This is a genomic window from Pseudomonas mendocina (assembly GCF_003008615.1).
Taxonomy (GTDB): domain Bacteria; phylum Pseudomonadota; class Gammaproteobacteria; order Pseudomonadales; family Pseudomonadaceae; genus Aquipseudomonas; species Aquipseudomonas mendocina_C.
Genome location: NZ_CP027657.1, coordinates 310,191 through 324,496, shown reverse-complemented (window position 1 = coordinate 324,496; position 14,306 = coordinate 310,191). Strand labels below are relative to the sequence as shown.

Below are 14,306 nucleotides of genomic sequence, written 5' to 3'. Positions count from 1 at the left end.
AGTCCTTCAGGTGGTTGGGGCAAGGCGTTCGAGCAGGGCTTCCAGGGTGTTGAAGCGTTCTTCGGCGCGCTCCATCGGTACCTGGATCTTGAACACGGTAGCGCCTTCGAACTTGTAGCGCTTGGGCTGAGCCTGGATCAGCTTGATCAGGGTCAGCGGGTCGACGCAGGTTTCCGCGGCGAATTCGATGCGACCGCCCTGCGGGCCGGCGTCAACCTTGGTGATGCCAAGCTTGTCGGCCTGCAGCTTGAGCAGGGTAAGGCGCATCAGGTTCTTGGTCGGCTCCGGCAGCAGGCCGAAGCGGTCGATCATCTCCACCTGCAGTTCCTTCAGCCCTTCTTCGTCACTGGCGTTGGCGATGCGCTTGTAGAGGATCAGGCGGCTGTGCACGTCTGGCAGGTAGTCCTCGGGGATCAGTGCCGGTACGCGCAGGTTGATCTCCGGGCCGCCGCCCAGTGGTTGATCCAGGTTGGGCTGTTCGCCTTTCTGGATGGACTTGACCGCACGTTCGAGCATTTCCATGTACAGGGTGAAGCCCACTGCCTGGATCTGCCCGCTCTGGCCGTCGCCGAGCAGTTCGCCAGCGCCGCGGATTTCCAGGTCGTGAGTGGCCAGGACGAAGCCGGCGCCGAGATCCTGGGCATTGGCGATGGCTTCCAGGCGCTTTTCGGCGTCCGGAGTCATCTGCTTGCGTGGTGGAGTCAGCAGGTAGGCGTAGGCCTGGTGGTGGCTACGGCCGACGCGGCCGCGCAGCTGGTGCAGCTGGGCCAGGCCAAACTTGTCGGCGCGGTCGATGATGATGGTGTTGGCGCTCGGCACGTCGATGCCGGTCTCGATGATGGTCGAGGCCACCAGCACGTTGAAACGCTTGTGGTAGAAGTCGCTCATCACCTGTTCGAGGTCGCGCTCGCGCAGTTGCCCGTGACCGATGCCGATACGCGCTTCGGGCACCAGTTCGGCGAGGTCAGCGGCGCATTTCTCGATGGTCTTCACGTCGTTGTGCAGGTAGTACACCTGGCCACCGCGCAGCAGCTCGCGCAGCAGCGCCTCCTTGATGGTCGGCTTGTTGGCCTCCATGACGAAGGTGCGTACCGACAGGCGCCGCGCCGGTGGGGTGGCGATGATCGACAGGTCGCGCATGCCGGCCACGGCCATGTTCAGCGTGCGTGGAATCGGCGTGGCGGTGAGGGTGAGGATGTCCACTTCGCTGCGCAGGGCCTTGAGCTGCTCCTTCTGGCGTACGCCGAAGCGGTGTTCCTCATCGATGATGGCCAGGCCCAGGTTGTGGAACTTGACGTCGTCCTGCAGCAGCTTGTGGGTGCCGATGACGATGTCCACCTTGCCTTCGGCCAGTTGCTGTACGGCCTCATCGACTTCCTTGGCGCTCTTGAAGCGGCTCATCACCTCGACCTTCACCGGCCAGTCGGCGAAGCGGTCGCGGAAGCTGTTGTAGTGCTGCTGGGCGAGCAGGGTGGTGGGCACCAGTACGGCGACCTGCTTGCCGCTGTGCACGGCGATGAAGGCAGCGCGCATGGCCACCTCGGTCTTGCCGAAGCCAACGTCGCCGCAGACCAGGCGATCCATTGGCTTGCCGGCCAGCATGTCGCTGCGTACAGCGTCGATGGCGGCCTGCTGATCCGGGGTTTCTTCGAAGGGGAAGCCGGCGCTGAAGGTGGCGTAGTCCAGCGCCGGATCCTGGAAGGCGAAACCTTCGCGGGCGGCGCGGCGGGCGTAGATGTCGAGCAGCTCGGCCGCGACGTCGCGTACCTGCTCGGCGGCCTTGCGCTTGGCCTTCTGCCAGACTTCCGAGCCGAGGCGGTGCAGGGGAGCGAGGGCATCATCGCTGCCGGTGTAGCGTGCGATCAGGTGCAGGCTGGCCACAGGCACGTACAGCTTGGCCTCGTCGGCATACTGCAGGGCGAGGAATTCGGCGGCCTGGCCGTCGAACTCCATGGTCACCAGGCCCAGGTAGCGGCCGACACCGTGGTCGATATGCACCACCGGTGCGCCTTCGCGCAATTCGGTGAGGTTCTTGATGACGTTGTCGCCGCCGTCGCGGCCTTTCTCGCGACGGCGGCGCTGCATCACGCGTTGGCCGAACAGCGGGCTTTCGGCGATCAGTGCCAGTTCGTCGAGCAGCAGGCCTTCATCCAGCGGCGCGATGCAGATGCCCAGGCGCTCGTTGCCTGCTATGAATGCCGGCCAGCCGTCGACTTCCTTGGGCTTGAGCTTGAGGCGGGCGAGCAGCTCCAGCAGCACTTCACGGCGGCCGGCCGATTCGGCGCAGAACAGGATTCTGCCCGGATGCTCCTCGATAAAGCGGCGCAGCGCCGCCAGCGGTTCGCCGGCTTTGGCCTGGATCGCCAGATCAGGCAAGGGGCGGGCGTCGAAGCGGGTGTTGCCGACACCAGGCTCGATGTCCTGCTGGTTGGCCACCACGCGCGGCCAGCTTTTCAGACGGGCGAAGCAGTCTTCCACTGGCAGGAAGATATCGGCTGGCGGCAGTAGCGGACGTTCGGGATCAACGCGGCGGTCTTCGTAACGGTTTCTCGCATCCGACCAGAACTGTTCGGCGGCTTTCTCGATCCCCGGCAGGGAAAACACCTGGGTGTCACTCGGCAGGTAGTCGAACAACGTGCCGGTTTCTTCGAAGAACAGCGGTAGGTAGTACTCGATGCCTGCAGGCGTGATGCCGGAGGACAGATCCTGATAGATCGGGCAGCGGCGGAAGTCGACGTCGAAACGCTCGCGGAAGCGCCCACGGAAATCGGTGACGGCCTTTTTCTCCAGCGGGAACTCGCGGGCCGGTAGCAGGCGGATCGATTCCACCTTGTCTATCGAACGTTGGGTTTCCGGGTCGAAGGTGCGCAGGGTCTCGATTTCGTCATCGAACAGATCGATACGGTAGGGTGTGTCACTGCCCATCGGGAACAGGTCGATCAGTGCGCCGCGTACGGTGAATTCGCCGTGCTCGTAAACCGTGTCCACGTAGCGATAGCCGGCAGCTTCGAAGCGACTGCGCATCTCCTCGACGTCGAGTTTCTGACCGACATCCAGCACCAGGCTGCTACCCAGCAGGAAGCGCTTTGGTGCCAGGCGGTGCAGGGCGGTGGTGATCGGCACTACAAGAATGCCGCTGGTCAGCGCCGGCAGGCGATAGAGCGCGGCGATGCGCTGGGAAATGATGTCCTGATGCGGCGAAAACACATCGTAGGGCAGGGTTTCCCAGTCGGGAAAATGCAGCACCGGCAAGTTGGGGGCGAAGAACGCCAGTTCTTCCTGCAGGCGCTCGGCGCTCTGGCTGCCTTCTGTAAGAACGAGAGTGAAGCGGCCTGCGCTACTGGCGGCTTCGGCGATGGCCAGGGATAGGGCTGCACCAGGCAGATTGCCCCATTGCTGCTTGCCGGCATTGGCCGGCAAGGACGGGAGTTTGAGTACGGACTGGGTCGTTGCGGACACGGGCGGCTCAAGGTTGCTCGGACAGGGCGCCGATTGTAGCGGGGCGGGGCGATGGTGTCAGTGTCGACAGGCGCGCATTGCTCCAGGCAACAAGCACCGTCATAATGTAGCCCCTTTTTTCAGCCCCTACATGTGGAAGGTACTGCCCGTGACTCAGAAGCCCGACCAGTGTCTCGGTGAATGGATTGATCGTGAAGCCCTCGCAGAAGCGATGATTCCGCTGATTGGTCAGCTCTATCGCAACAATAATGTGGTGACCTCGATCTATGGCCGTGGCCTGATCAACCGTTCGGTTATCGACATCCTCAAGGCTCACCGTTTTGCCCGTCACCGCCTGGCTGAAGATGCCGAGCTGTCGGTGCACGACACCTTCCCCATGCTCAAGGCGATGAGCGAGCTCAAACTGGGCGCCGCCTCCGTCGACCTGGGCAAGCTGGTTGCCAAGTTCAAGGCTGAAGGCGCTGGTCGCAGCGTCGAGCAGTTCGTCAAGGACGAGCTGGACGACGTGGTCGGCAAGCAGAATGGTTCCGGCCGTGAAGGCACCGACGTGGTTCTGTACGGTTTCGGCCGCATCGGTCGCCTGCTGGCGCGAATCCTGATCGAGAAGACCGGCGGCGGTGATGGCCTGCGTCTGCGCGCTATCGTCGTGCGCAAGGGCGCGAGCAACGATCTGGTCAAGCGTGCCAGTCTGCTGCGTCGTGACTCGGTGCATGGCAAGTTCAACGGCACCATCACCATCGATGAAGAGAACAACACCCTGACCGCCAATGGCAACCTGATTCAGGTGATCTACGCCAAGGAGCCGAAGGAAGTCGACTACACACAGTACGGTATCAAGAACGCGCTGCTGGTAGACAACACCGGCGTATGGCGTGATGCCGAAGGCCTGGGCCAGCACCTGGCCTGCCCGGGTGTCGATCGCGTGGTTCTCACCGCACCGGGCAAGGGCGCTCTGAAGAACATCGTGCATGGCATCAACCACAGCGAAATCACCGCTGAGGACAAGATCATTTCCGCTGCCTCCTGCACCACCAACGCCATCGTGCCGGTGCTCAAGGCGGTCAATGATCAGTACGGTATTGTCAACGGTCACGTCGAGACCGTTCACTCGTACACCAACGACCAGAACCTGATCGACAACTTCCACAAGGGCAGTCGTCGTGGTCGTAGCGCCGCGCTGAACATGGTCATCACCGAAACCGGCGCCGCTACCGCTGCTGCCAAGGCGCTGCCGGTGCTGAAAGGCAAGCTGACCGGTAACGCCATTCGTGTGCCGACGCCGAACGTTTCGATGGCCATTCTGAATCTGAATCTGGAGAAGGCCACCACTCGCGAAGAGATCAACGAGTACCTGCGCCAGATGGCCATGCACTCGGATCTGCAGAAGCAGATCGACTTCGTCAGTTCGCAGGAAGTGGTCTCGACTGACTTCGTTGGTTCGCGTCACGCTGGCGTGGTTGATGCCGAGGCCACCATCGCCAACGATAACCGTGTCGTGCTGTACGTCTGGTACGACAACGAGTTTGGCTATAGCTGCCAGGTGGTTCGCGTGATGGAAGACATGGCTGGGGTCAACCCGCCAGCTTTCCCGCGCTGATAGCTGGTTAGCGTGAAAAGAAACGGGAGCTTCGGCTCCCGTTTTTTATTGCCTGTCGTTTTAGGTGGGCAAATTCCCCTGCGGCGCGAGGAAAATTTAAGAATTTTTTTCAGAGTTTTTTATCGCTCTTTGTAGGGGCGGTGACCTCTCTTTACGTCTCTGCGTCATAACGCCGCATCCCGCGTGGTGGCTGGTTTTGGGGGAGTTGGCAGGGGGCTGTCTCGTATCCGAACGTGACCGGCTGGACACGTCCTGACAGATGCAAGACTGTTGCCAGCTGTTACCAAATGGCTAAAAAAACAAGCGCTTGGGTGGTCAGGGTGGGGGGGGATATTTATAATCGGGCGGATTTCTCACCCGGTTTCGGTCTTGCTGTCCATGTCACCCAAAGGGTTGACGTGGTTCATTGCTTTGGGTCTTCCGACCCTCCGTCACCTAATTAAAATTTTTATAAATCAAGTGGTTAGGCAACCCTATGATCAAGATTAAGCATGGGCTCGATTTGCCCATAAAGGGAGGGCCAGCACAGCACATAGATGCTGCCAGGCCAATCCGGAGCGTGGCCCTCCTAGGCCCCGATTATCACGGTATGAAGCCAACCATGGAGGTGCAGGTCGGGGATCGGGTCAAGCTGGGGCAGGTGCTGTTCAGCGACAAGAAGACCCCTGGCGTTCACTTCACGTCGCCAGCTGCGGGAGTGGTCAGTGCCATTCACCGTGGCGAGCGTCGCGTATTGCAGTCGGTGGTGATCGACGTAGAAGGTGACGAGCAGGTTACCTTCGCGCAATATCCGGCCGAGCAACTGGCCAGCCTGACTCAGGAGCAGGTGCGTGAGAATCTGCTGCAATCCGGCCTGTGGACTGCACTGCGTACTCGCCCCTTCAGCAAGGTTCCGGCCCCCGAGGCCCAACCGAGCTCGATCTTTGTCACCGCCGTCGATACCCATCCGCTGGCTGCCGATCCGCAAGTCGTGATCACCGAGCAGGCCGCTGATTTCGAAAACGGCCTCAAGGTACTGACCCGTCTGGCCAAGGTTTTCCTGTGCAAGGCCGAAGGTGTGAGCCTGCCGGGTGAGGCGCTTCCCGATGTGCGCAGCGAAAGCTTCGCTGGCCCGCATCCGGCCGGCCTGCCGGGTACTCACATTCACTTCCTCGACCCGGTCAGCGCGAGCAAGAGCGTCTGGCACATCGGCTATCAGGACGTGATCGCCATCGGCAAGCTGTTCACCACTGGGCAACTGTGGGTCGAGCGCGTCGTGGCGCTGGCCGGCCCCGTGGTGGAGCAGCCGCGCCTGCTGCGTACCCGCCTGGGTGCCAGCCTGGACGAACTGGCTGCAGGTCAGCTCAAGCCTGGCCACAACCGGGTCATTTCCGGTTCCGTATTCGGCGGTCGTACCGCTCGTGGGCCGTTCGCGTTCCTTGGCCGTTACCACAACCAGGTTTCCTGCCTGGGTGAAGGTCGTGACCGCGAAATGCTGCACTACCTGCGTGCCGGGGTGAACAAGCACTCGGTGCTCAACATCTTCGTGTCGAAGGTAATGGGCGGCAAGCTGTTCGACTTCACCACCACCACCAACGGCAGCCCGCGCGCCATGGTGCCGGTCGGCAACTATGAAGAAGTCATGCCGCTGGACATCCTGGCAACCCAACTGCTGCGCTCGCTGATCGTCGGTGATACCGAGATGGCTCAGCAGCTCGGTTGTCTGGAGCTGGACGAGGAAGATCTGGCGCTGTGCACCTACGTGTGTGCCGGCAAGTATGAATACGGCCCGATCCTGCGCGACAACCTGGCCCACATCGAGAAGGAGGGTTGAGCATGGGTGTGCGTGAATTCCTCGACAAGATCGAGCACAACTTCGAGAAGGGCGGCAAGTACGAGAAGTGGTATGCCTTGTACGAAGCCGTGGACACCTTCTTCTATCGTCCTGGCAGCGTGACTCGTACCACTGCTCACGTGCGTGATGGCATCGACCTCAAGCGCATGATGATCACCGTCTGGGCTTGCACCTTCCCGGCCATGTTCTTCGGCATGTGGAACATCGGCTACCAGGCCAACCTGGTCTATGCGCAGAGCCCGGATCTGCTGGCTGCGCAGGAGGGCTGGCGCTTCGGCCTCATCGGTGCGTTGGGCGGTTTCGACCCGAGCAGTCTATGGGACAACTTCATCCAGGGGGCGGCGTACTTCCTGCCCATCTATCTGACGGCCTTCATCGTCGGTGGTTTCTGGGAAGTGCTGTTCGCCTCGATTCGCAAGCATGAGGTCAACGAAGGCTTCTTCGTCACGTCCGTGCTGTTCGCTCTGATCCTGCCCCCGAGCATTCCACTCTGGCAGGTGGCCATGGGCATCAGCTTCGGTGTCGTGATCGGCAAGGAAATCTTCGGGGGTACCGGCAAGAACTTCCTCAACCCTGCATTGGTTGGCCGCGCCTTCCTGTTCTTCGCCTATCCGGCGCAGATTTCCGGTGAGGAAGTCTGGACGTCGGTAGACGGCTTCGCCGGCGCGACTGCACTCAACACCGCTGCGGCGTCTGGCATCCAGGGCGTGATCGACGGTGGACTGACCTGGACTCAAGCGTTCATTGGTCTGATGCCAGGCTCGATCGGTGAGACCAGCACTGCTGCCATTCTGCTCGGTGGTGCGTTCCTGCTGCTGACCAAGATCGCTTCGTGGCGCATCGTCAGTGGTGTGATGATCGGCATGATCGCCACCGCCACGCTGTTCAACGTCATCGGTTCGGAAACCAACTCGCTATTCGCCATGCCGTGGTATTGGCATCTGGTCACCGGCGGCTTCGCCTTCGGCATGATCTTCATGGCCACCGACCCTGTGTCGGCTTCCATGACCAATACCGGCAAGTGGATCTTCGGCATCGTCATCGGCCTGCTGGTCACCGTGATTCGTGTGGTCAACCCGGCGTTCCCGGAAGGCATGATGCTGGCGATCCTGTTCGGCAACCTGTGTGCGCCCCTGATCGACCACTACGTGGTACGGGCCAACGTCAAGCGGAGGCTGGCACGTAATGTCTAAAATCAAAGAAACTCCTGTCCGCACCCTGGTGGTGGCGCTGGTCATGTGCCTGGTGTGCTCGATCGCTGTATCGGCCGCTGCACTGATCCTGCGTCCGGCCCAGCAGGAAAACGCCCTGGTCGATCGCCAGCGCGCTGTGCTGGAAATCGCCGGGCTGTGGCAGCCAGGCATGTCCAACGACGAGATTCGTGAGGTCTTCAGCGCCAAGGTCACCCCGCGTCTGGTTGACATGCGCAGCGGTCAGTTCAGCGATGCGCATGACCCGCACACCTTCGATCAGAACAAGTCCGCCAAGGATATGGGGCTGTCCAGCACCATTCCGGCAGCTCGCGATATCGCCTCGATCCGTCGTCTGGAGCACTACGCGGTGGTCTACGTGATCGAGCACGATGGCCAGATGGATCGCCTGATCCTGCCGGTTCGTGGTTATGGCCTGTGGTCGACCATGTACGGTTTCGTCGCGCTGCAGCCGGATCTCGATACTGTCGCCGGTCTGGGTTTCTACCAGCATGGTGAGACGCCCGGCCTCGGTGGTGAGATCGACAACCCCAATTGGCAAGCCAAGTGGGTCGGCAAGAAAGTCTACGACGATGGTGAGGCTGCTCTGCGCGTGATCAAGGGCAGCGTCAATCCGGAAAACCCGCAGGCTGACTACCAGGTTGACGCCATCGCAGGCGCGACCCTCACCGGCAACGGCGTCACTCACATGATTCAGTTCTGGCTTGGCGAGGACGGCTTCGGTCCGTTCCTCAAGAAGCTGGCCGCAGGGGAGGCTTGATCCATGTCCAAACCCACCATGAAAGAACTGTTGCTCGATCCGATTCTGAACAAGAACCCGATCGGCCTGCAGATCCTCGGCATCTGCTCGGCGCTGGCGGTCACCTCCAGCCTGAGTACGGCGCTGGTACTGTCCATCGCCCTGACCCTGGTCACCGGTTTTTCCGGTTTCTTCATCTCGCTGGTGCGTAGCCAGATTCCCGGCTCCATCCGCATGATCGCCCAGGTGGTGATCATCGCGTCGCTGGTGATCGTTGTAGACCAGTTCCTCAAGGCCTATGCCTATAGCCTGAGTCAGCGCCTATCGGTATTCGTCGGCCTGATCATCACCAACTGCATCGTGATGGGCCGTGCCGAAGCCTTCGCCATGTCCAACCCGCCGGTCGCCTCGTTCGTCGACGGTATCGGCAACGGTCTGGGCTACAGCGCCATGCTGATCGCTCTGGGTGTGGTGCGCGAACTGTTCGGTGCGGGCTCGCTGCTGGGCTATCAGATTCTGGAAACCGTCAACAACGGTGGCTGGTATCAACCCAACGGTCTGCTGCTGCTGCCGCCGTCGGCGTTCTTCCTGATCGGCCTGTTCATCTGGGCCCTGCGTAGCTACAAGACCGAGCAAGTGGAAAAGGTCGAGTACCGCATGGCACCGCAGGTCAAGAATGAGGAGGCCTATTAATGGAACACTACATCAGCCTGTTCGTCCGTGCGGTGTTCATCGAGAACATGGCACTGGCGTTCTTCCTCGGCATGTGTACCTTCCTGGCGATTTCCAAGAAGGTCGAGACCTCCTTGATGCTGGGCCTGACGGTGATCGTGGTGATGGTCATCACCGTGCCGCTGAACAACCTGCTCTACGTCTATCTGCTCAAGGAAGGCGCGCTGAGCTGGGCCGGCATGCCGGATACCGATCTGAGCTTCCTCGGCCTGATCTGCTACATCGGCCTGATTGCCGCAGTGGTGCAGATCATGGAGATGGTGCTCGATAAGTATCTGCCTGCGCTCTACAACGCACTGGGTATCTTCCTGCCACTGATCACTGTGCACTGCGCCATCTTCGGCGGCACGTTGTTCATGGTCGAGCGTGATTACAACTTCACCGAGAGCGTGGTCTACGGCGCCGGTGCTGGCGTCTCCTGGGCCCTGGCGATCATCCTGCTGGCCGCCATCCGCGAGAAGCTCAAGTACAGCGATCCGCCCGCCGGGCTGCGTGGCCTGGGCCTGACCTTCATCACCGTCGGCCTGATGTCGCTGGGCTTCATGTCGTTCTCCGGCGTACAGCTGTAAGGGGTTACTAATGGCTTTCGAGATTCTAGTGGCAGTCGCCATGTTCACCGGGGTCATCGTCGCCCTGGTGGCGGTGATCCTCATGGCTCGCGCGCGCCTGGTGTCCAGCGGCGACGTGAACATCGAGATCAATGGCGAACGCACCATTACCGTTCCGGCTGGCGGCAAGCTGCTGCAGACCCTGGCCGAGAACGACATCTTCCTGTCTTCCGCCTGCGGCGGCGGCGGCACCTGCGCGCAGTGCAAGTGCATCGTCGAGAGCGGTGGCGGCGAGATGCTGTCCACCGAGGAGTCGCACTTCAATAAGCGCGAGGCTCGTGAGGGCTGGCGTCTGTCCTGCCAGACTCCGGTCAAGCAGGACATGAAGATCGAGGTTCCGGAAGAAGTCTTCGGTGTGAAGAAGTGGGAATGCACCGTCGAGTCCAACCCGAACGTCGCGACCTTCATCAAGGAGCTGACGCTCAAGCTGCCGGAAGGCGAGAACGTCGATTTCCGCGCCGGTGGTTACGTGCAGCTGGAGTGCCCGCCGCACACCGTGCACTACAAGGACTTCGATGTGCAGGAGGAGTATCGCGGCGACTGGGACAAGTTCAACCAATGGAAGTACGTGTCCAAGGTCGACGAGACCGTGATCCGTGCCTACTCCATGGCTAACTACCCGGAAGAGCGCGGGCTGGTGAAGTTCAACATCCGTATCGCGTCGCCGCCCCCGGGCAAGGATCACCTACCGCCAGGCAAGATGTCGTCCTGGGTGTTCAGCCTCAAGCCAGGTGACAAGGTCACCGTGTACGGGCCGTTCGGCGAGTTCTTCGCCAAGGACACCGATGCCGAGATGGTCTTTATCGGCGGTGGTGCCGGCATGGCGCCGATGCGTTCGCACATCTTCGACCAGCTCAAGCGCCTGAACTCCAAGCGCAAGATCAGCTTCTGGTACGGCGCGCGCTCCATGCGCGAGGCCTTCTACGTCGAGGAGTACGACCAGCTGCAGGCCGAGAACGAAAACTTCAAGTGGCACCTGGCACTGTCCGACCCGCAGCCCGAAGATAACTGGACCGGTTACACCGGCTTCATCCACAACGTGCTGTACGAGAACTACCTCAAGGATCACCCGGCTCCTGAGGATTGCGAGTTCTACATGTGCGGTCCACCCATGATGAACGCCGCCGTGATCAAGATGCTGGTGGATCTGGGCGTCGAGCGTGACAACATCCTGCTCGACGACTTCGGCGGCTGATATGGCCCTACGCATCATCAAGCCCGTCATCGCTGCCGCATTAGCGGCAGCCCTGACGGGCTGCTTGTTTTCCGACACCCTGGAAAGCTTTGGCGGCCCGACCATGGGCAGTACCTACACGGTGAAGTACGTGCGCAGTTCCGGTGCGCCGCAACCCCATGAGCTGCAGCTCGAGGTGGAAGCGTTTCTCGCCGAGCTGGACGAGCAGATGTCCACCTACCGCAAGGATTCCGATATCGAGCGCTTCAACGATGCGCCGGCCGGAACCTGTCAGACCATGCCCGAGCCGGTGTTGATGCTGGTGCGTTATGGCAAGGAGCTGTCGCAGGTCAGTGACGGTGCCTTCGACCTGACCCTGGAGCCGCTACTCAACCTTTGGGGCTTTGGCCCCAAAGGGCAGGGCGAGCGCGTGCCGAGTGCCGAAGCCCTGGCCGAAGTGCGCCAGCGCGTAGGGCACGAGCACCTGCGTATCGACGGACAACAACTGTGCAAAGACGCCGCTGTGGAGGTGGATTTCAATGCCATCGCCGCCGGCTATGCCGTGGACAGCATTGGTGAACTGCTCCATCGCAAAGGTGTCCGCAGTTATATGGTCGAGGCTACCGGTGAACTCAAGGCCGTGGGGCGCAAGCCCGATGGCTCGCCCTGGCGAATCGCGCTGGAAGAGCCGCGTGACGATCAGCGTGTGGCGCAGCGGATCATCGAGCTGGATGGTTACGGGGTTTCCACTTCCGGTGACTACCGCAACTACTTCGAGGAGAACGGTCAGCGCTACTCGCACACCCTCGATCCGTCGAGCGGGGCGCCGATCAATCACCGTCTGGCGGCTGTCACCGTCATCGTTCCGTCGGCGCTGCATGCCGATGGGTTGTCTACCGTATTAATGGTGCTTGGCCCGGATCGGGGCTATGCATTCGCCGAACGTGAGCAGATTGCCGCCTTCTTCATTACCCGTGAGGGTGAAGGTTTCAGCACTCGCAGCACGCCGGCATTCGATGCGCTTTTCGGAGCGCAAGGAGAGAAACCATGACCTGGTTACTGGTATTCGTCATCATGCTGCTGGTCGTGCTTGGCATGGCCGTCGGCGTGCTCATGGGGCGCAAGCCGATTGCCGGTTCCTGCGGCGGTATCGCCAACCTGGGGATCGAGAAGGAATGCTCCATCTGCGGTGGTGATCGCACCAAGTGCGAAGAAGCCAATGCCGAGGACGAGGCTGACAGCAGCCTGGCCTACGACGCGACCAAACGATAATGGCAGGACAACGCGCAGATGAGTCATGCTGCGCGTTCCGATTCCTGTGGCTGGCCAATCAGGGCGGCCACTCTGGGTATCATGGTGAGCGACTGCGAAGATTTTCCCCGGAAGTTTTTGCCAGTCGTCATGCGGCCCGCGATAATCCACGCCCACCAATGGCCTGGCGCATGCCGGCGGTTGGTGCTGGGGCGCAACAATTTGAGGAGTGCTAGATGGCGGTCTACAACTATGACGTAGTGGTGCTGGGCTCCGGGCCTGCGGGCGAGGGCGCGGCGATGAACGCGGCCAAGGCCGGGCGCAAGGTGGCGGTGGTGGATAATCGTCCCCTGGTCGGCGGCAACTGCACCCACCTTGGCACCATTCCTTCCAAGGCGCTGCGTCACTCGGTGCGGCAGATCATGCAGTTCAACACCAATCCGATGTTTCGCCAGATCGGCGAGCCGCGCTGGTTCTCCTTCCCTGATGTACTCAAAAGCGCCGAGAAAGTGATCGCCAAGCAGGTCACCTCGCGTACTGGCTACTACGCGCGCAACCGCATCGACACCTATTTCGGTACTGCCAGCTTTTCCGACGAGCACACCGTCGAAGTGGTCTGCCTCAACGGTGCGGTCGAGAAACTGGTCGCCAAGAACGTCGTCATTGCCACCGGCTCGCGGCCTTATCGCCCGGCGGATGTCGACTTCCGCCATCCGCGTATCTATGACAGCGACACCATTCTCAGCATCGGTCACACGCCGCGCCGTCTGATCATCTACGGAGCAGGCGTCATCGGTTGCGAGTACGCCTCGATCTTCAGTGGTCTGGGCGTGCTGGTGGATCTGATCGACAACCGCGACCAACTGCTCAGCTTCCTTGATGCAGAAATCTCCGATGCGCTCGGTTATCACCTGCGTAACAACAACGTGCTGGTTCGCCACAACGAAGACTACGAGCGCATCGAGGGGCTGGACAACGGGGTCATCCTGCACCTCAAATCGGGCAAGAAGATCAAGGCCGATGCGCTGTTGTGGTGTAACGGGCGTACCGGCAACACCGACCTGCTGGGTCTGGAGAACATCGGTATCAAGGTCAACAGCCGTGGCCAGATCCAGGTTGACGAGCACTACCGCACCGAAGTCGGCAACATCTACGCTGCCGGTGACGTGATCGGCTGGCCGAGTCTGGCCAGCGCTGCCTCCGACCAGGGGCGTTCGGCCGCCGGCAGCATCGTCGACAATGGCAGCTGGCGTTTCGTCAATGATGTGCCTACCGGCATCTACACCATTCCCGAGATCAGCTCCATTGGTAAAACCGAGCGCGAGCTGACTCAGGCCAAGGTGCCTTATGAAGTGGGCAAGGCTTTCTTCAAGGGCATGGCGCGGGCACAGATTTCCCACGAACCGGTGGGCATGCTGAAGATCCTGTTCCACCGTGAAACCCTGGAAGTGCTAGGTGTGCACTGCTTCGGTTACCAGGCTTCGGAGATCGTCCACATCGGTCAGGCGATCATGAATCAGAAGGGTGAAGCCAACACCATCAAGTACTTCATCAACACCACCTTCAACTACCCGACCATGGCGGAAGCCTATCGAGTGGCGGCGTTCGACGGCCTCAACCGGCTTTTTTGAGCGGCTCCGGCCGGCGGCCTGAGCCGGTCGGGGAGACAGGCTGGGTGGTAGCTTCCGAATGGCGCTGGCC

The 14,306-nt window shown here is 61.1% G+C and carries 11 protein-coding genes; 10 read left to right on the top strand and 1 reads right to left on the bottom strand.

Annotated elements, in window-relative coordinates; all coding sequences use genetic code 11:
* Nucleotides 1-6: 6 nt before the first annotated feature.
* The gene (gene mfd / locus C7A17_RS01600) at nt 7-3,459 is read right to left on the bottom strand and encodes a transcription-repair coupling factor (protein WP_106736360.1); all 3,453 of its coding nucleotides are present in this window, start codon (nt 3,457-3,459) and stop codon (nt 7-9) included.
* Nucleotides 3,460-3,589: 130 nt separating this feature from the next.
* Between mfd and C7A17_RS01595 the strand changes: the two genes are divergently transcribed.
* The 10 genes from C7A17_RS01595 to sthA all read left to right on the top strand — a co-directional run bounded on the left by C7A17_RS01595 (nt 3,590) and on the right by sthA (nt 14,236).
* Nucleotides 3,590-5,056 (top strand): glyceraldehyde-3-phosphate dehydrogenase, encoded by a 1,467-nt coding sequence (locus tag C7A17_RS01595; RefSeq protein ID WP_106736359.1) that lies wholly within the window; start codon nt 3,590-3,592, stop codon nt 5,054-5,056.
* 475 nt (nt 5,057-5,531) lie between these two features.
* Nucleotides 5,532-6,869 carry a Na(+)-translocating NADH-quinone reductase subunit A gene (locus C7A17_RS01590; protein WP_106736358.1) on the top strand — a complete coding sequence of 446 codons (1,338 nt, stop codon included), beginning with the start codon at nt 5,532-5,534 and terminating at the stop codon, nt 6,867-6,869.
* A 2-nt stretch (nt 6,870-6,871) separates the two neighbouring features.
* Complete coding sequence (locus C7A17_RS01585; protein ID WP_106736357.1) at nt 6,872-8,083, top strand: NADH:ubiquinone reductase (Na(+)-transporting) subunit B; 1,212 nt, start codon at nt 6,872-6,874, stop codon at nt 8,081-8,083.
* Entirely contained in the window at nt 8,076-8,861 is a 786-nt protein-coding gene (locus tag C7A17_RS01580) for a Na(+)-translocating NADH-quinone reductase subunit C (RefSeq protein ID WP_106736356.1), read from the top strand. The genes C7A17_RS01585 and C7A17_RS01580 overlap by 8 nt, the downstream gene beginning before the upstream one ends.
* A gap of 3 nt (nt 8,862-8,864) precedes the next feature.
* Complete coding sequence (locus C7A17_RS01575) at nt 8,865-9,533, top strand: NADH:ubiquinone reductase (Na(+)-transporting) subunit D (RefSeq protein ID WP_106736355.1); 669 nt, start codon at nt 8,865-8,867, stop codon at nt 9,531-9,533.
* Nucleotides 9,533-10,141: an NADH:ubiquinone reductase (Na(+)-transporting) subunit E gene (gene nqrE, locus C7A17_RS01570; RefSeq protein ID WP_106736354.1), complete on the top strand. Its 609-nt coding sequence runs from the start codon at nt 9,533-9,535 to the stop codon at nt 10,139-10,141. The genes C7A17_RS01575 and nqrE overlap by 1 nt, the downstream gene beginning before the upstream one ends.
* Before the next feature lie 10 nt (nt 10,142-10,151).
* Nucleotides 10,152-11,375, top strand: coding sequence for an NADH:ubiquinone reductase (Na(+)-transporting) subunit F (nqrF, locus tag C7A17_RS01565; protein ID WP_106736353.1), 1,224 nt, complete (start codon nt 10,152-10,154; stop codon nt 11,373-11,375).
* A 1-nt stretch (nt 11,376) separates the two neighbouring features.
* Complete coding sequence (locus C7A17_RS01560) at nt 11,377-12,405, top strand: FAD:protein FMN transferase (protein ID WP_106736352.1); 1,029 nt, start codon at nt 11,377-11,379, stop codon at nt 12,403-12,405.
* The gene (gene nqrM / locus C7A17_RS01555) at nt 12,402-12,626 is read left to right on the top strand and encodes a (Na+)-NQR maturation NqrM (RefSeq protein WP_106736351.1); all 225 of its coding nucleotides are present in this window, start codon (nt 12,402-12,404) and stop codon (nt 12,624-12,626) included. Before C7A17_RS01560 ends, nqrM begins: the two co-directional genes overlap by 4 nt.
* A 215-nt stretch (nt 12,627-12,841) precedes the next feature.
* Entirely contained in the window at nt 12,842-14,236 is a 1,395-nt protein-coding gene (sthA, locus tag C7A17_RS01550; protein WP_106736350.1) for a Si-specific NAD(P)(+) transhydrogenase, read from the top strand.
* Nucleotides 14,237-14,306: the final 70 nt, after the last annotated feature.